Annotated in this window: 24 protein-coding genes; 15 read left to right on the top strand and 9 right to left on the bottom strand. The window is 50.9% G+C overall.

Annotated features, from left to right (window positions below; all coding sequences use genetic code 11):
• The 3 genes from LLU09_RS07300 to LLU09_RS07290 are packed head-to-tail and all read right to left on the bottom strand — an operon-like array spanning position 1 to position 2,009.
• Complete coding sequence (locus tag LLU09_RS07300) at positions 1-1,065, bottom strand: protein arginine kinase (RefSeq protein ID WP_228311477.1); 1,065 nt, start codon at positions 1,063-1,065, stop codon at positions 1-3.
• The gene (locus LLU09_RS07295) at positions 1,019-1,537 is read right to left on the bottom strand and encodes a UvrB/UvrC motif-containing protein (protein WP_228311178.1); all 519 of its coding nucleotides are present in this window, start codon (positions 1,535-1,537) and stop codon (positions 1,019-1,021) included. The genes LLU09_RS07300 and LLU09_RS07295 overlap by 47 nt, the downstream gene beginning before the upstream one ends.
• A 4-nt stretch (positions 1,538-1,541) precedes the next feature.
• Positions 1,542-2,009 carry a CtsR family transcriptional regulator gene (locus LLU09_RS07290; protein WP_228311177.1) on the bottom strand — a complete coding sequence of 156 codons (468 nt, stop codon included), beginning with the start codon at positions 2,007-2,009 and terminating at the stop codon, positions 1,542-1,544.
• Between the two features lie 206 nt (positions 2,010-2,215).
• Here LLU09_RS07290 and LLU09_RS07285 point away from each other — a divergent pair, with 206 nt between their 5' ends.
• Positions 2,216-3,427 carry a NupC/NupG family nucleoside CNT transporter gene (locus LLU09_RS07285; RefSeq protein ID WP_304612936.1) on the top strand — a complete coding sequence of 404 codons (1,212 nt, stop codon included), beginning with the start codon at positions 2,216-2,218 and terminating at the stop codon, positions 3,425-3,427.
• 132 nt (positions 3,428-3,559) lie between these two features.
• Positions 3,560-4,375 carry a metallophosphoesterase gene (locus LLU09_RS07280; RefSeq protein ID WP_228311175.1) on the top strand — a complete coding sequence of 272 codons (816 nt, stop codon included), beginning with the start codon at positions 3,560-3,562 and terminating at the stop codon, positions 4,373-4,375.
• A gap of 96 nt (positions 4,376-4,471) precedes the next feature.
• Here the strand turns inward: LLU09_RS07280 and LLU09_RS07275 are convergent, their stop codons facing one another.
• Together LLU09_RS07275 and LLU09_RS07270 are read right to left on the bottom strand one after the other, a co-directional pair.
• Positions 4,472-4,855, bottom strand: coding sequence for a hypothetical protein (locus tag LLU09_RS07275; RefSeq protein ID WP_143543634.1), 384 nt, complete (start codon positions 4,853-4,855; stop codon positions 4,472-4,474).
• 370 nt (positions 4,856-5,225) lie between these two features.
• Positions 5,226-5,513, bottom strand: a complete 288-nt coding sequence (locus LLU09_RS07270; protein WP_031545977.1) for a YerC/YecD family TrpR-related protein — start codon at positions 5,511-5,513, stop codon at positions 5,226-5,228.
• 160 nt (positions 5,514-5,673) lie between these two features.
• On the opposite strand from LLU09_RS07270, the gene LLU09_RS07265 reads away from it, so the two are divergent.
• The 9 genes from LLU09_RS07265 to hisIE are packed head-to-tail and all read left to right on the top strand — an operon-like array spanning position 5,674 to position 12,525.
• Positions 5,674-6,477 (top strand): ATP phosphoribosyltransferase regulatory subunit, encoded by an 804-nt coding sequence (locus tag LLU09_RS07265; protein ID WP_228311174.1) that lies wholly within the window; start codon positions 5,674-5,676, stop codon positions 6,475-6,477.
• A complete protein-coding gene (gene hisG / locus LLU09_RS07260) occupies positions 6,474-7,079 on the top strand; it encodes an ATP phosphoribosyltransferase (protein WP_228311173.1) in 606 nt (201 codons plus the stop codon). Before LLU09_RS07265 ends, hisG begins: the two co-directional genes overlap by 4 nt.
• The gene (gene hisD / locus LLU09_RS07255; RefSeq protein ID WP_228311172.1) at positions 7,076-8,308 is read left to right on the top strand and encodes a histidinol dehydrogenase; all 1,233 of its coding nucleotides are present in this window, start codon (positions 7,076-7,078) and stop codon (positions 8,306-8,308) included. Before hisG ends, hisD begins: the two co-directional genes overlap by 4 nt.
• 4 nt (positions 8,309-8,312) lie before the next feature.
• Positions 8,313-9,347, top strand: a complete 1,035-nt coding sequence (locus LLU09_RS07250; protein ID WP_228311171.1) for a pyridoxal phosphate-dependent aminotransferase — start codon at positions 8,313-8,315, stop codon at positions 9,345-9,347.
• Entirely contained in the window at positions 9,292-9,870 is a 579-nt protein-coding gene (gene hisB / locus LLU09_RS07245) for an imidazoleglycerol-phosphate dehydratase HisB (protein ID WP_031545988.1), read from the top strand. Before LLU09_RS07250 ends, hisB begins: the two co-directional genes overlap by 56 nt.
• Complete coding sequence (hisH, locus tag LLU09_RS07240) at positions 9,867-10,442, top strand: imidazole glycerol phosphate synthase subunit HisH (RefSeq protein WP_040106302.1); 576 nt, start codon at positions 9,867-9,869, stop codon at positions 10,440-10,442. Before hisB ends, hisH begins: the two co-directional genes overlap by 4 nt.
• Positions 10,443-11,144, top strand: coding sequence for a 1-(5-phosphoribosyl)-5-[(5-phosphoribosylamino)methylideneamino]imidazole-4-carboxamide isomerase (gene hisA, locus LLU09_RS07235; protein WP_040106303.1), 702 nt, complete (start codon positions 10,443-10,445; stop codon positions 11,142-11,144).
• Complete coding sequence (gene hisF / locus LLU09_RS07230) at positions 11,141-11,905, top strand: imidazole glycerol phosphate synthase subunit HisF (RefSeq protein ID WP_228311170.1); 765 nt, start codon at positions 11,141-11,143, stop codon at positions 11,903-11,905. The genes hisA and hisF overlap by 4 nt, the downstream gene beginning before the upstream one ends.
• Complete coding sequence (hisIE, locus tag LLU09_RS07225) at positions 11,902-12,525, top strand: bifunctional phosphoribosyl-AMP cyclohydrolase/phosphoribosyl-ATP diphosphatase HisIE (RefSeq protein WP_228311169.1); 624 nt, start codon at positions 11,902-11,904, stop codon at positions 12,523-12,525. Before hisF ends, hisIE begins: the two co-directional genes overlap by 4 nt.
• A 36-nt stretch (positions 12,526-12,561) precedes the next feature.
• Here the strand turns inward: hisIE and LLU09_RS07220 are convergent, their stop codons facing one another.
• On the bottom strand, positions 12,562-13,872 hold the full coding sequence (locus tag LLU09_RS07220; RefSeq protein ID WP_228311168.1) for a CitMHS family transporter: 1,311 nt from the start codon (positions 13,870-13,872) through the stop codon (positions 12,562-12,564).
• A 288-nt stretch (positions 13,873-14,160) separates the two neighbouring features.
• On the opposite strand from LLU09_RS07220, the gene LLU09_RS07215 reads away from it, so the two are divergent.
• The 3 genes from LLU09_RS07215 to LLU09_RS07205 are packed head-to-tail and all read left to right on the top strand — an operon-like array spanning position 14,161 to position 16,749.
• Positions 14,161-15,003, top strand: a complete 843-nt coding sequence (locus LLU09_RS07215; RefSeq protein ID WP_228311167.1) for an ABC transporter ATP-binding protein — start codon at positions 14,161-14,163, stop codon at positions 15,001-15,003.
• Positions 14,936-15,715, top strand: coding sequence for an ABC transporter permease (locus tag LLU09_RS07210; RefSeq protein WP_040106307.1), 780 nt, complete (start codon positions 14,936-14,938; stop codon positions 15,713-15,715). Before LLU09_RS07215 ends, LLU09_RS07210 begins: the two co-directional genes overlap by 68 nt.
• Positions 15,716-15,741: 26 nt before the next feature.
• On the top strand, positions 15,742-16,749 hold the full coding sequence (locus LLU09_RS07205) for an ABC transporter substrate-binding protein (protein WP_228311166.1): 1,008 nt from the start codon (positions 15,742-15,744) through the stop codon (positions 16,747-16,749).
• Positions 16,750-16,797: 48 nt separating this feature from the next.
• Here the strand turns inward: LLU09_RS07205 and brnQ are convergent, their stop codons facing one another.
• From brnQ to LLU09_RS07190, 3 genes are all read right to left on the bottom strand, one after another.
• Entirely contained in the window at positions 16,798-18,123 is a 1,326-nt protein-coding gene (gene brnQ, locus LLU09_RS07200) for a branched-chain amino acid transport system II carrier protein (protein WP_228311165.1), read from the bottom strand.
• Positions 18,124-18,527: 404 nt separating this feature from the next.
• Positions 18,528-19,301, bottom strand: coding sequence for a DUF1129 family protein (locus tag LLU09_RS07195; protein ID WP_031546010.1), 774 nt, complete (start codon positions 19,299-19,301; stop codon positions 18,528-18,530).
• Complete coding sequence (locus tag LLU09_RS07190; RefSeq protein WP_031546012.1) at positions 19,291-19,629, bottom strand: PadR family transcriptional regulator; 339 nt, start codon at positions 19,627-19,629, stop codon at positions 19,291-19,293. Before LLU09_RS07190 ends, LLU09_RS07195 begins: the two co-directional genes overlap by 11 nt.
• A 187-nt stretch (positions 19,630-19,816) precedes the next feature.
• On the opposite strand from LLU09_RS07190, the gene LLU09_RS07185 reads away from it, so the two are divergent.
• Positions 19,817-20,716: an SDR family NAD(P)-dependent oxidoreductase gene (locus LLU09_RS07185; RefSeq protein WP_228311164.1), complete on the top strand. Its 900-nt coding sequence runs from the start codon at positions 19,817-19,819 to the stop codon at positions 20,714-20,716.
• Positions 20,717-20,721: the final 5 nt, after the last annotated feature.

Below are 20,721 nucleotides of genomic sequence, written 5' to 3'. Positions count from 1 at the left end.
TTATTCCCCTCCTAGTAGTTGTCTCATCAAAGCCGCACGCTCTTCTTCAACAGCATGCTCCAAGGACGTGATCTCTATATCTTTTTCATTCAGGCGCATCTTGACGAATGCTGGCTGAATAAGTTGAATCCATTTCTGGAACTGGAAACCTTCCAGTTCAATCAAGCTGAGGTCGGTGCCGAGCTTCAGATCACTCAGACACTTCGCTGCTTCTTTCAATGGCATCCTGTAGGCGTGCTTCAGGAGGCCATAGGAGCGGTAGACCGAATCCTTCACTTCGAGAAGATGTTCACTTTCAAGCCATGAGCGCATCTCCATCTCTTCTTCAACAATGCGTTCCTTCAGTTCGTCAAGGTTGTTGATGATCTCCTCTTCCGTCTGCCCGAGTGTCAGCTGGTTCGACAGCTGGTATATATGTCCGAGCGGGACGGATCCTTCTCCATATATACCTCTTAATGTGAAACCGAAACGACTCAGATTTGCAGACAGCGGCTGAATGCGGCTGCCGAAGGTGAGTGCCGGCAGATGAAGCATCACAGAGGCACGCAGCCCGGTGCCGACATTCGTCGGACAGGCGGTGAGGTAGCCATACTTTTCGTCAAATGCATAATCGACTTCCGACTCCAGCATATCATCGATCGCATCCGCTTTTCTATAAAGGTCCATCATCGGGAGGCCGACCCCCATCGCCTGGATGCGCAGGTGATCCTCTTCATTGACCATGATGGAAACGGATTCGTCCTCATTAATATAACTGAGCAGCCCCTGCTTCGTAAACAATGGGCTCACCAGATGCTTTTCGACCAGCAGCGCCTTGTCCTCGAACTGGAGGCCTGCCATCTCTACACGCCGGTAGTCTGTGAGCGTCTCCTCCAGCTTCTCGAGCACCGGCGCAATGGCCTCATTTCCCTTCATCATGTATGGGAAGGGTAGGTGACTCACGTTACGGGCAAGCCTCACCCGCGCAGACATTTCGACCGGCAGCTCCTCTGATTCCTGCATCCACGGGCTGATGTGATCATATCCCATCATCATCACCTGCCTGTTCCAGCGCCTTGATTTCATCACGCACCACCGCCGCCTCCTCGAACTCCTGCGCTTCGACGAGCTTTGCCAGTTCACCCTTCAGCTGTTCGAGCTTCTTCTTCGTCTTCAGTTGGGCACGCGCCTTCACAGGCACCTTCCCGACATGCTCCGACTGGTGGGCCTGCACCCGGCTGATGATGTCGGCTGCCTGACTGCCGAAGGTGGTATAGCAGTCGGGACATCCGAATTTCCCCATCTGTACGATGGTGTTGATGGTGGATCCACATGTCGCACACTGCTTCGGACGCCGTTTTGTCTGCTGCAGGGATGGGTGCTCGGACAGTGATTTGAGCAGCTTCTGTATATTGAAGCTGTCGTCCGGATAACTGAAGTCATTCTCGAATGAGGCATTGGCACACTGCTCGCACAGGAACTTTTCGGTCTTTTCGAAGCCATTGCCCTTTGAGATATGGATGGTTGCCTCTCTTTCGTTGCATGATTCACATTTCATCTCATCACTCCTCTGTGTAGAGAATGACATCTATCACCCTCGTCAGTATATTCGCACGGAGGCGGTCACGGTATGGCAGATCGAGCATGAGAGATTCCCTCTCCAGGACTGCATCTATGATTTTCGCTTCCTTCATTGTAATCACTTCGTTCTCCATCAGCGACTGTACGATGTGCTTTGCATTCTGCTGAGAGATGCCGTCGCCGATCAGCTGCTTCAGGCGTGCCAGATAATCGGATTTTGAGTGGGCCTCCACCTTGGTGATCCGGATGTATCCGCCGCCGCCCCTCTTACTTTCCACGGTGTAGCCATGTTCATTGGTGAAACGGGTCTTTATCACATAGTTCAGCTGCGAGGGGACACAGTCGAATTTCTCTGCGATATGCGCGCGTTTTATTTCCACAACTTCACCGCCGGATTCTTCAATCAGCTGTTTGAGGTATTGTTCGATTATATCCGACATGTTGCGCATTACATCACCCCTTTTGACCTTCTTTGACTAAATTATATCTCCTATAGTCAAATATGGCAAACGTAAAGTTTTCTGTATTTCCCCTTTATTTTTGTAAACGTTTGCATTATAATGAATCGGGATGATTTTGTCACATGATTACATATACAGACAATAACGCCATGCTATATAATGAATACAACTTAATCTTTTATGGGGTGAAATTCTTGAATATTCTTATGGGTATCATCGGGATCGCATTCACTTTCTTCCTCGCATGGCTTGTGAGCAGCAACCGCAAACTTGCCTTCAAAAAATGGAAGAACATTCTGATCCTTCTCGGTCTACAACTGCTTTTTGCTTTCATACTTCTTTCCACAGGCGCCGGCCAGGCCGTCATCGAATTCCTGGCAGCCGGATTCAACACGCTGCTCGGCTTTGCCGCTGAAGGTGTCGGGTTCGTCATGGGCGACCTGACGACACTCGGAGACGGTTCTCCGGCAGATGTCTTCTTCTTCAATGTACTGCTGCCGATCATCGTCATTTCGGCACTAATCGGTATCCTGCAGTTCACCAAACTGCTGCCGCTGATCATCCGCGGACTCGGCTTCCTGCTGACCAAAGTCACAGGCATGGGCTATCTTGAGTCCTACAACGGTGCGGCATCCATGATCCTCGGCCAGTCGGAGGTCTTCATTTCACTGAAGAACCAGCTGCCACATCTGCCGAAGCACCGGCTCTATACGCTTTCCGCACAGGCGATGAGTTCCGTATCCCTGTCCATCGTCGGTGCCTACATGACAATGCTCGAACCGCAGTATGTCGTTACGGCGATCGTACTCAACCTGTTCGGTACATATGTCATCGTCCACATCATCAATCCGTATGAAGTGACGGATGCTGAAGATGCAGCCGATGTCGATGACAATCCGGATGCAGGAAAATCATTCTTCCAGATACTCGGGGACTACATCATGGATGGTGCAAAAGTCGCCATGACCGTTGCAGCGATGCTGATCGGTTATATCGCGCTCATCGCCATCCTGAACGAAGCATTCCTGCTCATTCCTGGAATGGAGATCACATTCCAGGATGTCCTCGGCTACATCTTCATGCCGATCGCATTCCTCATCGGGATCCCTTGGGCTGAAGCCCAGCAGGCAGGCAGCCTGATGGCGACGAAGCTGATTACGAATGAATTCGTCGCCATGCTCGACTATACGGGAATGGCGGACGAATTCAGCCGCAAATCCCAGGCGATGATTTCCGTATTCCTGGTATCATTCGCCAACTTCTCAAGCATCGGCATCATCGCAGGTTCCGTCAAAGGCCTGCATGACGACAGCGGCAACAAGGTGGCCCACTTCGGCCTGAAGCTCGTATACGGTGCTTCCCTGGTCAGTGTGCTCACTGCAGCAGTCGTCGGATTCTTCGCTTAAAATTGATACTGTATATGTAGAAAGACAGGCCTTCCGGCCTGTCTTTTTTGTATGCTCGGGGACGGTTTGATTGACTTCATCCCGGGGTGTACATGATACTTCTTGATAAATCGACCATACGGAGAGATCAATATGAGAATAGGCATCATTTCCGACCTACATGTCGACCGCCGGCATGCACGCTACTCGATAAACGACTTTGAACAGATACTTGCCGATGAGATCCATAGAAGAAAAATCGAACTGCTCCTCATCGCCGGAGACATCTCCAGCGACTATCGCATCACAACCAACTTCATCCATTCGCTCATGGCCCGGACGGGAATCGACATCCGCTTCGTTCCAGGCAACCACGACTACTGGCAGCCGGAATCCGGAGGAGCATCAAGTGCCGATATATACAGGTTCTACAGGGAACATCCGGAGAGTATGATCAGCGCCCCGCTCATACTGGATAATGACTGGGCCATCGTCGGCCACAGCGGCTGGTATGACTACTCCTATGCCGATCCCCGCTTCAGCAGGGAGAAGATTGCGACCGGTAAGTTCTATGGCGGCACATGGCAGGATAAGGTACGGACAAGCTGGCCGATGGACGACCCTGCATTGTCGAAGACCTTTGCTGATGCTGTTCGGCAGGATCTTGAAGAGGTCGGGGACCGCAACATCATCATGATGACCCACGTGGTGACGCACCGCAGTTTCGCCGTGCCGACACCGCATCGGCTGTTCGATTTCTACAATGCCTTCATCGGCACATCCGATTTCGACACCTTCTACAAGGAGTTCCCGATCCACTACAGTATCATGGGGCATGTCCACTTCCGCCACCAGTTTGAAGAAAATGGCATCCAATTTATATGTCCCTGCCTCGGCTACTCGCGCGAGTGGCGCACGGATGACCTTGCTGTGGAAATAAAGAATACGCTTCAAATAATTGACGTTTAGTATCATAATGTTTAATCATTTGAGTAGTATAGGATAACTAAACCCCCGATTTTGAACGGCTATTCAAAATCGGGGGTATATTCTTTGCTATTCAATTCATCTATTTTTGGCAATCAATTGAAGAACGAAATAATATACTACTGTGAAAATGGCAACTGTAACGATAATGGGTATTACATTATTGATTCCAAAAGTCATACCTATAGTATCTGAGGACGTGGGTGCGCTATTGAAGAATACAGCGCCAAAATATGCTGTCCGATACCCAAGTTCTGCACTTGAAAACAGCAATATCAAGAAGCTGACTGTTAAAATAATCAAAGTCGTCACAATCGAAGCAGCTGCACTATTAATAATCCGTACTACGATTTTCATATCTAACTCCTTCTTTAGATTTACTAACCCTTGGATACTGAAATAAACAACAAAAAATAGAATATAAGAAGCAATATCAGATGAAAACAGGATAGCTACTATCATAAGCATAATGAAGGCCATTCACTTTAAGCATGGATTACTCCTTTGGAAAGCAGATTCTTTTTCATGCACACTTTCTCCTCCCTTAATACGAAAGCCAACAATAAAACTAAATTATCGCATAGATTTTTCTCTGTTTAGGCAGTACGGATAATACATCTAAAAGATTACAAATTCATATTATGAAATCCAACACCTTAAAGGAAATTGTCATATTTTTTGCAGATATGAATAGTACTGATTGTCACAAGGTTACTTCGAGGAAACTATCATTCCTATTAGATATGATATGGCTTGCAGCAGTAGTGGTATATGTAAAATTAATAATTATGCCTACTTAAAATAAAAATGACCTTAACCAAGTTAAGGTCATTCATTCCATCCTGTCGATGATCATATGGTAGCCCTCACTGCCGTAGTCCAGGCAGCGCTTCACCCGGGACACCGTGGCGCTCGAGGCCCCTGTTTCGTTCTGTACCTTCGAGTACGTGTGCCCCTCCTTTATCATCTTCGCCACCTGGAAACGCTGCTTCAGCGACACCAGTTCATTTGTGGTGCAGAGGTCATCGAAAAAGTGATGGCATTCCTCAACTGTTTCAAGCTTCAATATACCTTCGAACAGATCATCAAGCTCCTTGCCTCTCAACCTATCTATTTGCATATGTTTCCCCCCATTAATACGGTTATCATATCAAATCACTTTAGCGTTTTAAAGTGTTAAACAAAATTGTCGGAAATCTCTTGTCATCGCCGATTTATTTTGTTATTATCAGATTTATTGATTATTCTTTATCACGCTAAAGTATTAAAGGAGATATGGTATGAAAAACGATTTGATCATCCGACGCCTGAAATTTGCACAGGATTATACACAACTGCTTGCCGATGAAAACTATCAGCTGGTCGACATGAATATGGTGGAGCCCTTCAATATCGACGACAAGCGCCACCATTCCTCGACCATCATCTTCGAGCGCAACGAACAGCTCTTCTCCATCCGCAGCGACTGGACGCGCTCCCTGCTCAACTACAGTGAGGACTATCACCTCAGCCAGCGCTTCTTCGGGTACTTCGGCCCCGTGGTGAGGAACTACAAGACTTTCCATCAGGCAGGCGTCGAACTCTACCGTCCCACTGATGAGGAGATACTCGGGAGCATCGACATGCACCTGTCGTTCGTCACAGAAGGGTATGGCGAGAAGTTCCATTCGATCGTGGTCAACGATGATACGCTGCTCGACCTCTACATCGACAAGTATGACCTCGATTCGGGCATACGCAACCTGGTCCATGAAAAGAACCTGTCCGAACTCAGAAAACAGCTCGGCCAGACCCACCCGCTCTATATCCTGCTTTCGGCGAAGGTGAGCGATCAGATGGATCTTGTGAATGCCGAGTTCGGCGACAGTGACATCATGCGCTTCATCGACAGGCTGAAACAGGCGCTTGAAGGCTACGGCATGAAATTCATACTCGACCTGTCATTCCGATCTCCCCAGTCGTACTACAACGGCTTCTATTTCCAGGCCTTCCTGGACCACGACTATCCGCTCCTGAGCGGCGGGGAATACAACAGCAGCGCTTTTGGCATTGCGGTAAACCTATCTAACGGAGGATTGCTATGATTACAGTCGCACTTACGAAAGGCCGGCTTTTCAAGGACTTTCTCAAATATATGAACGAAAACGACCTGAACAACTACATCCGTGCCCTGGATGGCGAAACACGCTCGCTCTACACCGTCGTCGACAATGTCAAATTCATCTTCGCCAAAGGGCCGGATGTGCCGACCTATGTCGAAAGCGGCGTAGCGGACCTCGGCATCGTCGGCTCCGACATCATCACCGAAGACGCATTCAACATACTGAATGTCTCCCAACTGCCGTTCGGCGACTGTCACTTCTCCGTGGCCGCCCTGCCCGACCAGGAGGAATTCAGGGTCATCGCGACGAAGTACACCAACATCGCCCATGAGTATTTCAAGAATAAACGGCAGGATGTCTCATTGATCCACCTGAACGGTTCGGTGGAGCTTGCACCGCTGCTCGGACTCTCGGACGGCATCGTCGATATCGTCCAGACGGGCGGCACGCTCAGGGACAATGGACTCGTCGAGCACGAGAAGATCATGGACATCCATGCACGGCTCATTGCGAACAAGCGGACCTTCTATACAAAAGAGGACGAAATCTATGACTTCATCAAGGAAATCGGGGTGATCGAATGAATGTCCAGGAATTCACGGAAATATTCGACCAGAAGCGTGCCGGCGCGGGGTTCGACGGCTATAAGGATGTGATGGACATCATCGAATGCGTCCGCACGGAAGGGGACGCCGCCCTCCGTGACTATACGGAGCAGTTCGACGGCAGGAAGCCGGCATCCTTCAAAGTGCCTAAATCGGCGCTCAAGGCGAGCTATGATGCCATATCCGATGAGGAGAAGACGGCGCTTGAGACGATCCGCACACGCATCGAGCGATATCAGGAGAGCATCAAGTATGAAGACAGGGATGATGGGGAATTCCAGTACGTCTACCACCCGATCGAGAAGATTGGCGTCTATGTACCGGGCGGTACGGCGCTCTATCCGTCAAGCGTACTGATGACCGTCGTGCCTGCACTCGCTGCAGGCGTTAGGGAAATCCATGTCACCACCCCGACATTCGATGAGAACAACATCACATTCGCCGCCCTCTACATATGCGGCGTGGAGGATGTCTACACCGTCGGCGGCGCCCAGGCCATCGCCGCGCTTGCCTACGGCACGGAGTCCATTCCGAAGGTCGACAAGATCGTCGGCCCCGGCAACTACTATGTCGCCTTGGCCAAGCGCCTCCTCTTCGGCGAAGTCGGCATCGACATGATTGCAGGACCGAGTGAAATACTCATCTATGTGGACCAGGACGTCCATGTCGATGCGATCGTCTATGACCTGTTCGCCCAGGCCGAGCATGACCGGAATGCACGGACATTCCTGCTCAGTGAGGACGAAGCAGTCATATCGGAAATCGAAGACCGCCTCGAGGAGCTGATCGATGCACAGCCGCGCAGCGAAATCATCCGTGCATCCATCAGGGACAACCATTATGCAGTCGTGGATTCCCGAGAGGCACTGCTCGATATGGTGAATCATATTGCTCCAGAGCACGTATCCATCCAGCACCGCGATGCCGACATGATCATCCGCAACATCAGGTATGCCGGTGCCGTATTCAACGGCTACTACTCCCCGGAAGCCATCGGGGACTACGCTGCAGGCCCTTCCCATGTACTGCCGACCGACCGGACGGGCAGATTCAGCCATGGGCTCAACGTGAACGACTTCATGACGAGCCATGCGGTCATCTCCCTCGGGCAGGAGACCTATACCGAAATCGCCGGACCGGCGAAGACCGTCGCGAAACGCGAACAGCTGGACGCCCACTACCAATCCCTACGGATCCGAACGGAGTGATGAAATGATCCACATGGACCGCAATACAAGCCCAATCTCCCCGCTCAGTGATGCGGCGATCGCAGAAGTCGTCAAAGAAACGCACATCCATGAGTACCCGAGCAATGAAATCACACGCTTCAAACAGCTCTATGCCGACTACTACGGCATAGACAGCAGTACAGTCGAAGTCGCCAACGGCTCGGATGAATGGATCCAGAAGGCCATCATGACGCTCGGACAGAACGGCGTCATGACACTCGCCCCGGATTTCGTGATGTACCATGAATATGCCCAGCAGGTGGATGTACCTGTATATACCGTCCCCTGCAACGAAGATTTCCAGTTCGACTTTAATCAGGTCATCCGGTCTGTCGAAGAGAAGAAACCGTCCCTCTTCCTCATATCGGTGCCCCATAACCCGACAGGCCAGATGTTCGCCGACAGCGAACTGAAGGCGCTCGCCGATGCCATGAAGGGCGTCGGCGGCTACCTCGTCCTTGATGAGGCATACTTTGAATTCGCACACGCCTACAAGCGGCCGGAAGGAAGCCACGTGCTCATCATCCGGACGCTGAGCAAGATGTTCGGCATCGCCGGACTCAGGGTCGGCATCTCCATCGCAGAAGGCGAGACATTCCGGAAGATCACCCGGCTCAACCACCCCTACCCCGTCAATTCATTGTCGTTGAATCTGGCGAGCAGGATATTCGGGGATGGGGCGGCCCTCGATGCATTCGTGCGCTACCAGCTTGACTCGAAAGCGCGTCTTGTCGAGGCATTCAGCCAGGTATCTGGTAAAATAAACATCATCGAATCACATACGAACTTCATCTTCACATACGGCAGGCATGCACGTTCACTCGGTACATACCTTCTACAGAATGGCTATCAGCCAAGGATGTATGATGCCGCACCGCTCGGGGATGTCGTCAGATACTCGGTGATCCGGCCGGAGGACTACGACGAGCTCAACCAATTAATCAAAGAATGGAGCAATCAATATGATCAAGAAGGAAAGAGCAACAAAGGAGACGAAGATTTCCATATCACTCGATGACGAAAAATCATTCAGGGACTCCTCCATTTCGACGGGAGTGGGCTTCTTCGACCATATGCTCACACTGTTCAGCTTCCACTCGGGCCTCTATCTCGAAGTGGAAGCGGATGGCGACCTTGAGGTCGATGCCCACCATACTGTAGAGGATGTCGGCATCATACTGGGTCAGATGCTGCGTGAACTCTACGTGCAAAAAGAATCCTACCAGCGCTACGGCACGACATACATCCCGATGGACGAATCCCTTGCGCGTGTAGTGCTCGACCTCTCCGGCCGGCCTCACCTGAACTTCCAGGCGGCATTCTCGAAGGAGACCGTCGGCACGTTCGACACTGAACTCGTCATGGAGTTCTTCAATGCGGTCAGCATGAACAGCCGCATGACGCTCCATATCGACCTGCTGAAGGGCGGCAACACTCATCATGAAATCGAAGCGGTCTTCAAGGCGTTCGCCCGGAGCCTGAAGGCGGCCCTCGCTCCGAGTGACGCCGGCATCCCCTCTTCAAAGGGTGTCATCGAATGATCGGCATCATCGACTATTCGCTCGGCAATATACAGAACATAAAGAATGCGCTCGAGAAGCTTGGATATGAGTATATCCTTTCAAGCAAGTACGAAGACCTGGCGGAATGTGAAGCCATCCTGCTGCCGGGCGTCGGACACTTCGGCAATGCAATGGAGACCATCACCCGCCTCGGCATCAGGGAGGATCTGCTGAAGCTGGCGGAGACGAAGCGGTTCATCGGAATCTGCCTCGGCATGCAGCTGCTGTTCGAAGAGAGCGAGGAAGGCAATGCACAAGGGCTTGGACTGCTTGCAGGCAGAATCGCCAGGATGGAGACGCCCCACCCCGTGCCGCACCTCGGCTGGAACACGCTTGAGAGCACCTCCCCGGCACTTGACGGTAAGGATGTGTATTTCGTACACAGTTTCATGGCGACCGAAACGGACAGTACGATCGCTACGGCAGAATACGGCGTGACGGTGCCCGCCGTCGTAGGAAAAGGCAATATCATCGGCATCCAGTTCCATCCGGAAAAATCCGGTGACATCGGAGTGGAAATGCTGAAGCAGGCCATAGAAGGAGGCATATAGATGAACATCATTCCAGCAATAGACATCATAGAAGGCCAGAACGTCCGTCTGACACAGGGGGACTATGGCAAGAAGACGGCCATGAAGCGCACACCTGAAGAAGCCATCGCCTTCTACAGCAGCTTCGAACAGGTCGCACGCATCCATATCGTCGACTTGATGGGTGCGCTCAAACAGGGCGCCCAGGAGACGACGGTCATCCAGAAACTGAAGGAAAAGACCGACCTGCCCCTCCAGATCGGCGGTGGGCTCAGGGAAACTGAAACGATTGAACAGTATGACGCCATCGGCATCGACTATTTCATCCTGGGTACACGGGCGATCATGGATCTCGACTGGCTTGAAACCGTCGTCAGCCGATTCCCCGGCCGCATCTTCGTCGGTGTGGACGCGAGAGAAAACGACATCTACGTCAACGGCTGGACGGAGAACAGCGGCATCACGATCGATGACTACCTGAAGAAGATCGAACTCCTTGATATCGCCGGCATCATCTATACCGACATCAACAAGGATGGCATGAACCAGGGGCCGAACTTCGAAAACACCCAGCGCATCAATGGACTGACCCGCCATGCGGTCATCGCAAGCGGCGGTGTCAGGAGCAAAGATGACCTGGACAGACTCGAAACGATGGGCATCACACAGGCCATCGTCGGCAAGGCGAGCCACAGTGATGAATTCTGGAGGGATATAAGATGATCAAAAAACGCATCATTCCATGTCTTGATGTCAAGGAGGGCCGCGTGGTCAAAGGCGTCAATTTCGTCGGACTCCGTGATGTCGGAGATCCGGTCGAGCTCGCTGCACGCTACAATCAGGAAGGGGCCGACGAACTCGTCTTCCTGGACATTTCAAAGACGCAGGATGGCCATGACCTGATGATCGACGTCATCCGCGAGACCGCCAAGACCCTGTTCATACCATTGACCATTGGCGGCGGCATCTCCTCCGTAGAGGACATCCGCCAGCTGCTCAATGCCGGTGCGGATAAGGTCAGCATCAACTCTGCAGCCATCAGGAATCCGGAACTGATCAGGGAAGCGAGCGAAGTCTTCGGCAGCCAGTGCATCTGTGTCGCGGTCGATGTGAAGTACGACGCGGATGAACAGGACTACTTCATCCATACGCACGGCGGCTCCAAGAAGACTGATGTACGCGCCTTCGACTGGATCGTGCAGTGCGAGGCACTGGGCGCCGGGGAACTGCTCATCACGAGCATGGACCATGACGGTGTCAAACAGGGATTCGACATTCGATTCCTGAAGCAGGCCAACGAAATGGTGAATATCCCCATCATCGCAAGCGGCGGCGCAGGCAGCCCAGAGCATTTCACCGAACTGTTCCATCAGACGGACGTCTCTGCCGGACTGGCCGCCTCCATCTTCCATAACAGGGAAGTGGAGATCAAAGACCTGAAAGAAACGTTGCAGAATGCAGAAATAGAGGTGAGGACAACATGAAACCGGATTTCGAAAAAGGCGGCGGACTCCTGTCCGTCATTCTCCAGGACGACAGGACTGGGCAGGTCCTGATGAACGGCTTCATGAACGAGGAAGCCTATCAGAAGACTACGGAAGAGGAAGTCGTATGGTTCTACTCCCGTTCGAAGGGACGCCTCTGGAAAAAGGGGGAATCGAGCGGCAATATCCAGGTCGTCAAAAGCATGGCACTGGACTGCGATTCGGATGCCCTTCTCATCCAGGTCGAACCGAAGGGCCCGACTTGCCATCTTGGTACACAGAGCTGCTTCGGCGACGACCATTTCAACCTGCAGACGCTCGAAAAGATCGTCGACCGCAAGGTGGAAAATCCGGAAGAAGGCTCATATACGAAATACCTTACCGAAGAAGGCATCGACAAGATACTGAAGAAATGCGGCGAGGAAATGACGGAAGTCGTCATCGCATCAAAGAATGGTGATCGGGAGGAACTCATCGATGAAACAAGCGACCTCCTCTATCACACCCTCGTGCTCCTCAAGCATCAGGGCGTCTCCCTTGGAGATGTGGAAGACCGGCTCGAAGCCCGCCACGGAGAGAACCTTTCCTACAAGGTCCGTGGAGAAATCGAAGAGTGGTAGCAAAAACCCAGACATCGACGATGTCTGGGTTTTCACTTAGATGATGCCCATCAAAAAGGCTGCGGCCAGGGCGAGCAAGCTGAAGCCCCAGACCCAGAAGAAGGCATATTTGATATAACGTCCCATTTCAATACCTGCAAGACCTACTGCAAGCCAGAGCGCGGGGGAGAATGGACTGATGAACGTTCCTATGATATTACCGATCATCATCGTATAGGCAGCCTTTATGCTGTCTACCCCATAGCCCGTAACAATTTCCTCCACCAGCGGCAGCAACGCAAAGTAGTATGCGTCCGTGTTGAGGATCAGTTCGAATGGCGCTCCGAAAAATCCGAGAATATAGTGAAGATACGGTACCATGAAGGCAGGAAGGATGTAGACGATATCCTCCGCCAATGCATCGAGCATACCCGTGTTGCTGAGGATGCCGAGGAATGAACCTGCAGCCAGGATGATGGCCGCCATCATAAGTGCATTCGGGGCGTGTTCCTTTATACGCTCCATCTGAAGCTCTGTACTCCTGTAATTAAGTGGCAGTGCAATACTCAATGCAAGCATGAAGACCATTCCTGCAGGCAGTGCACCCCACATCAAGAAGCCGACGACCAAAAGCGTAAGTAGCAGGTTGAGCCAGAGCAGCTTTGGACGTCTGAGAGATTGCTTATCTTCGCCCTGATCATCCCCCATCTCGAGCTCTGATGCACTCAATGCATCCACAAGTTGTCCGCCCCGTTTCAACCGCATCTTCTCAAGGTAGCCGAGCAGTGCTGCAACAAGGATGAGCAGTATAATCAATACCACCTGCAGCGGAATGAGCGGCTGCCATAATTCTGAAGGGTCTGCACCCGTCACAGCCGCCGTACGCCCCAATGGGCCGCCCCATGGCACCATGTTCATGATGCTCGCACTGAGGCCGATCAGCATGACAAGGAGATAGGGACTCATGTTCAGCTTGCGGTACAGTGGCAGCAGAGGCGGTATGGTAATCAGGAAAGTGGAGGCTCCCGATCCATCGAGATGGGCCACCGCCCCGATGATGACTGTAGCGATTGCCACAAGAATGACATTGCCTCTCGAGAGTTTCACCATCCTGCCGATGAGTGGGTTGAACAGCCCTGCATCCTGCATGACTCCAAAGAACAGGATCGCGAAAATGAACATGATCACAACAGAAAGAACAGAACTGATGCCGTCATTGAAGAATTCGGTAATCTGTTCGAAGCCGAACCCGGCGATGAGGGCGCCGATGAAAGGTACGATGACCAATGCCACAATCGGATTGATCTTTTGTCTTATCAACAATACTACAATCGTCAGTATTACCAGTAAACCAACTAAACTCAACATCCTATCTCTCCTATCAGTTAATTTCCCCTTAATAAAATTTCTTTACTAACTAAACTAACTAAATAAATTCAGCTACCTTATGTAAACGGATACATATTTTAGAGTATTTCCATCCCTTGAAGTAAATAATTATATAATAGTTTAGTTGAAAAACCAAATATATAATCGAAATCCTCACCCTTTTCTAAAAACTCATCTTCAATTCCTATTAAATCACTTGTAATTAAAATGTTCTTCATATATAATTCATATAATGAAAGTCAGAATTATACGGAGGGTTGATATGCAATGAAAGTGGATTTGAAGAACGTGAACAAGTCCTTCACCAAAGGAAAGAATGAAATTCTCCCTGTGCTTCAGGACATCGATTTCAGTATTGAAGCAGGAGAATTCGTCTCCCTCCTCGGCCCCTCAGGGTGCGGCAAATCGACGATACTGAAGCTGATCGCCGGGTTGAGCCATCCTTCTTCAGGGGAACTGAAGGTCAATGATACACCCATAACCGGCCCGGGCACCGATCGGGTCGTAGTCTTCCAGGAAGGCGGCCTCTTTCCATGGATGACAGTGCTTGAGAACGTTACATATGGATTGAAGATCAAGAAGATGAGCAAGGCAGAGGCTGAGGAGAAGGCGATGGATGGCCTGCGCATGGTCCACCTCGGCAATTTCACCGGCGCCTATCCTCATGAACTGTCCGGAGGCATGAAGCAGCGTGTGGCGATTGCACGGGCGCTCGTCATGGATCCGGACGTCCTGCTGATGGATGAACCATTCGCAGCACTGGATGAACAGACACGCCTCGTCCTGCATCAGGAACTCCAGGACATTTGGGAGAAGACGGGCAAGACGATACTTTTCATCACCCACAATATCAGGGAAGCCCTGACATTATCCGACCGCGTCCTGCTGATGAGTACACGGCCGGGTACCATCAAGAAATCATTTACAGTACAGGCCTCCCGACCACGCAACCCTTCAGACAGCGTCATCGTCGATCTGGAGAAGCGTGTCATGGCCGAACTGGAAGAAGAGATGAATAAGGTATTGAAGGAGGAATTCGGCGATGACTACCGTTTTAAGACGGATAACGTTCGTGATCGTGATCATAGCGATATGGGAAGTCATATCTAAACTGCAGTTCTTCCCGACATTCATGTTTCCTCCCCTGATCATCCCAAATGATCCGGGCGGGGTGACTGTAATAAAGACACTCATCACAGGTATACTTTCCGGTCAGATTCTCGAAGCGACCGGCATCACCCTTGGAAGGCTCCTGATCGGATTCTTCATTGCCGTCATACTCGGACTTACATTCGGATTCCTCATCGCCCGCTACAAATGGGTCGATGATACACTCGGATTCTTCGTAACGGCACTCCAGTCCATCCCGAGCATCGTATGGTTCCCGCTCGCCATCGTATGGTTCGGCCTAGGGAATGTGGCCATCCTGTTCATCGTCGCCATTGGAGCGACGTGGACGATGACCGTCAACTCAAGTGCCGGATTCAAGAACGTCCCGAGCATCTATATCGATGCCGCCCGTACACTCGGGGCCTCAGGCACCCATCTGGTGCGGACCGTCATCATACCCGCCTCCGTCCCGCACATCATATCGGGACTGCGTGTTGCATGGGCATTCGCATGGCGGGCCATCATGGCCGGTGAACTGCTCGGTGCAGCCGGCGGACTCGGTCACCTTCTCGATCTTGGACGATCGATCCAGGCAATGGACCTTGTGCTGTCCATCATGATCGTCATCGGCATCATCGGCACCATCATCGACAACCAGGTCTTCTTGAGGATGGAACGTTCCGTCTCAAGACGCTGGGGACTCGGAACCTAAAAATCAGCATGGAGGGGAATTCCAATATGAAAAAATTTCTACCTGTACTTACTGCCCTGCTGCTTCTCGTCATTGCAGGATGCAGCGGCGAAGAAAACAGCAGTGCCGAAGAGACTGCAGAGGAAGTCCGCATTGCGTACTTCCCGAACTTTACGCATATCGCAACCATCGTCGCATTGGAAAACGGCTATTTTGAAGAAGCCTTCGGGGAGGACATCACCATCGATACGATGACATTCCCGAATGGCAGTGCCTTCATGGAGGCTCTGTCGACCGAAGAATTCGACATTGGAACCGTCGGTCCGACACCTGCCACGACGACATATCAACGCAACGCAGGACATGAAATCATATCAGGTGCGGTCAACGGCGGCGCGGTACTTGCAACAGCACAAGGATCCGGAATCGAAAGTGTTGAAGACCTCGACGGCAAGCGAGTAGCAGTACCGACCATCGGTTCCACACAGGACATCATGCTCCGCAAGGAGCTTCAGGAAGTCGGATTGAATATTGAGGATGCCGGCGGTACAGTAAGCCTCGTACCACAGGCACCTGCCGACACTTCCACGCTCTTCCTCCAGGAGGACGTTGATGCAGCAGCCACACAGGAGCCTTGGGGTGTATTCCTTGAGAACCAGGCCGATGCATCCATCCTGCTTGATGAGGAAGAGTTTGCATGGGGCACCGATCTGACGACGACGGTGGTTACGGCGAACAATACATTTACGGACGCCAATCCTGAACTTACACAGGATTATCTAAGGGCCCACCTCGAAGCCATCGACTTTATTGAAAACAACAATGAAGAGGCGGTACAGATCTTTGTCGACCATATCGAAGAAATAACAGGCAATGCACTCGATTTCGATGAAACGCTCGAAGCCAGCAACCGACTGAATCCGGCGTATGAAATCAACGAAGATGTAATACAGGAGATGGCGACCATCAGCATGGAAGCCGGCTACATTCCATCTGATGATGTCGAAGGTCTCGTAAACAAGGAATTCCTGGATGCAGTCCTGGAAGAAGAATAGAAATCAAAAAAGGAGGGGGAGCATAGCGCTCCCCCTCCTTTTACTTGTTCAATAGATCGTCTGGTGCTCCGTCGATTTGATATGATCTGCCCTTCTCCAATCCGAAGCAATCCCGGCTACCGTCATTACTGCAAAGGGAAGCAGCCATCCGAGCGACACTTCAGACAACGGCAGCGCCATGTACATGGTCGAAATGGCTTCCATTTTCAACAGGCCGCTAGTATGGATGATATCCATTATGGAAATCGGAATCGTGGTTACGACAGGAAGAATATAAGCATGCTTCATTTCGAAATGGATGAACATGTTCATGAAAGACACCACGACCAATACGATCGATACCGGGTAAAGAAACGTAAGCAGAGGCGCCGCCAGGGAAAGGATCGTGTTAAGGCCAAGCGTCGTAAACAGGAATCCGCAACCAGTGAAGATGAAGACATATACCTTGTACGGAATCCTGCTGTAATGTCTGAACCCGAAAGCAGCACAAGCATTGACCAGTCCGATGCATGTCGTCAGGCAGGCCACGACGACGATGGCAGAGAAGATCAGGTCACCGGAACTGCCGAAAAGACGCATCGAGCTGTATGTGAGGATGTCAGTCCCATTCTCATAGCCGCCTCGTGCTGTCGTCCCGCCGATGTAGGCCAACGCCACGTAGATCACAGTGAGCAGCACGGAGGAAATCAATCCAGCCTTCAGGACGTGGGAAATGATGCCCCTCCTATCGGTGACCCCTGAATACTTGAGTCCACTGATGATCACCATCGAAAATGCCAATGCACCGATGAGATCCATCGTGAAATAGCCTTCCAATATGCCAGAGACCATCGGGGCACTGCCATAACCTTCCTGGGCCGGCTGCAGGCCGGTTTCCGGACGGAAGACCGCAAAGATTGAAAGCAATCCGATTGCTGCCAGCAGAATGGGCGTCAAGTATTTGCCGATGCTGTCGACAATCTTCGCCGGATTCAATGCCACCAGGAAGACGATCATGAAGAAAACAACGGAAAAGCCGATGAGTGTAGATGTATTATGGACAGGCAGAAGATTTGCAGTTCCCACCTCATACGCCACATTCGCCGCTCTCGGTATGCCGTATAATGCACCGATCGAGAGATAAACCAGCACGGCAAACACCATGCCGAATACCGGGTGGACGGGCCGGCCCATCCGCTCCACCCCTTCATCGAAATAAGCCACGACAATGACAGCCAGAAGCGGCAGCAATACACCAGTGATGATGAAACCGGCCATCGCCGGCCACATGTCCACACCTGCCTCATGCCCGAGCATCGGAGGGAATATCAGGTTTCCTGCACCAAAGAACAACGAAAAAAGCATCAGGCCGGAAATCAATACTAAACGATTCATCAGAACACTCCTATAATAAAAAAAAGTACCATTTTAAGGACGGCGGTCAAGCCGTGGCACCCCTTTGGATACTCCCCCTGATCCCCATCAGTTTAAGAAATCCGTTCAATATGGATAATATGACAGGCCCCCTTCGGGACCTTCCATTAAAAATGATAAATAAAAACACCTCACCAATTATATGACTTTTATAAATATTGTCAATATGATAGACAAAAGCATATCATCATTTTTGTATAGACCACAAAAGAGAAATCCTTCAGTTCCTCCTGTCACTTTCAAAAATTTCGTCACTTCCATTATGCAGGATACTTGATTGCATACTTCCTGAAAGGAACATTCACCTGCAGCTCAACTGCCTATAAAAAATCCCCTCCCATTTTTTATGGAAGGAGATCTTTTCCCTATGATCCGCTTGGACTCTTTTCCTTTTTTGACATGTACATCAGAATCAAAACTACGATGATATTTGAGATGAACAGGGCCACCATGGAAATGATGAGGTACCTCTCACTCATTGGGGATGCTCCGCCTGTAGCAAACCTGGCTACCAGCTCAGGCATAGCCAGAAGGAGCAGGAGTGCTGTGAAGAACCACCGCTTCATGAACAGTGTCGTTATTAGGAAGACACCAAGTAAAGATAGGCCGATGATGAAATTCATTTCCGGGCTGCCTTCGTATATAATGATGCCTGGATGGGAACGGATAATAAATTGCCCGCCTATCATTCCGGCGAATACGAATATTTCATAGGCGATGGAAAAGATGTACGTTCTCTTATCGTCCCCATACTTCAAGATCATTTCCTTGATTACATAGAATGAGCCGTATCCTAAAAACAGGAGAACAAGCAGATAATAGATGATCAGTGAGGTGGAAAGTTCAAACTGGCCGCTGAGCAGGCTTGGAATCGTGAAGAGGCCAAACAGGTAGACAAGCAGCAAAGCACCTTTTTTCTTCAGACCGGCTTCCAAGGACAGCTCTTCTGATATTGATCTGATATATTCCTTTACCGAACCCCCAGTAACACTCTCGACACTTTTACCGCGTGCTTCCGCTTCAGTCAGATGATCCCGTAATTCTTCCTCCATCTCTTCGATGTCTTCACTGCTTTTTCCCCGGGCCATCAGCTCCAGCCTCAAGTCCAGCAGGAATTTCTCCGCTTTCTTACTCAGCATTTTCAACACTCCCCATCAGATTGTTCATACCTCTATTGAGATATGTCCATTTATGACGAAATACTTCCAATTCTTCCAGGCCACGTTCAGTGACAGAGTAGTACTTCCTTTTGGGCCCGCCAGTATCGGACTTTCTGGTCTGTGTACTCACGTATCCTTTTTTACTTAGGCGCAGCAATACGGGATAGATGCTCCCATCGCTGATTTCCGGGAAGTCCTTTCCCTTCAGCTTTTCCAGAATCTCATAGCCGTATGTCTCGCCTTGTGCAATGAGGCCAAGAATCGCCCCGTCAAGCAGTCCTTTCATCATCTGATCTGAAACTGACATAGGCACCCTCCAATCAACTATCTTATAATATACTATAGTTCAATGCTTTATAGCTGTCAACTATCTTACTTTAAAAGATAGTTGTCCCATAAGAGCATAGGAGGCGGTCTTTTCCGCTTACAGGAGTATCTCCCGCCATATCGGGAAATGGAGGACTGAATCTTACTCTGAATTGGGGGAATATGAAATGGCAGATAGGAAACGGGAAGGACTGACGGCAGTCATCATCGGTGCTTCAAGCGGACTCGGTAAAGGCGTCGCACAGCAGCTTGCTGAAGAAGGGGCAAATGTCGTAATCGGGGCCCGCCGCACTCATCTGATCGAGGAGCTCGCCGAAGAAATAGGTCCGTCGGCTGTGGCAGTGACGACGGACATCAGCAAGGAAGCGGATGTCAAAAGGATCCATGATGCCGCTCTTGAGAAATTCGGGAAGATTGATGTATGGATCAACATGGCGGGTGTGGGCCTCATCGGATCCTACACCGAACTCCCTGTTGAGGATATGAAGCGCCTCCTCGATATCAATGTATTCGGTACAATGGTCGGCAGCCAGTACGCGCTCAAACAGTTCAAGACGCAGAAATCCGGCATCTTGATCAATGCCGGATCGGTTGCCGCCAAAGTGCCATTCCCATATTACACAACCTACAGCGCAAGCAAATTTGCAGTCTCCGGCCTGAGCTATGGTCTGCAAAGGGAAATGGAGGTGGAGGGATATGAGGATATCCACGTATGCACTGTCCATCCATGGGCGACGGATACGCCATGGTTCGACCATTCCGGGAACTATTCCGGGCATCGTGCACAGATGAAGCCGATGGATGAGCCAAAAAGCGTTATCGAGGCGACCATCGGTCTTATAGACACTCCACAGGAAAGCGTGGAAGTCGGCGTCAAAACCAAGGGGTCCGCCATCTCTGAAAGCCTGCTGCCAGGACTTACCGAAAAGTTCAATGCAAACCATGTCAAAAATGTCATCGAGGAGGCACCGGCATCCTCCAATACTCCAGGCAGTCTGCACGAACCGATGGAGGATGGCACCGAGGTCTCTGCAGGATGGAAGACACGGCTGAAGATGGATGAGTAGAGTGG

Source organism: Salinicoccus sp. RF5 (genome assembly GCF_020786625.1).
Lineage (GTDB): Bacteria > Bacillota > Bacilli > Staphylococcales > Salinicoccaceae > Salinicoccus.
The sequence above is the reverse complement of the archived record's forward strand: the minus strand, read 5'-3'. Positions and strand labels throughout refer to the sequence as shown.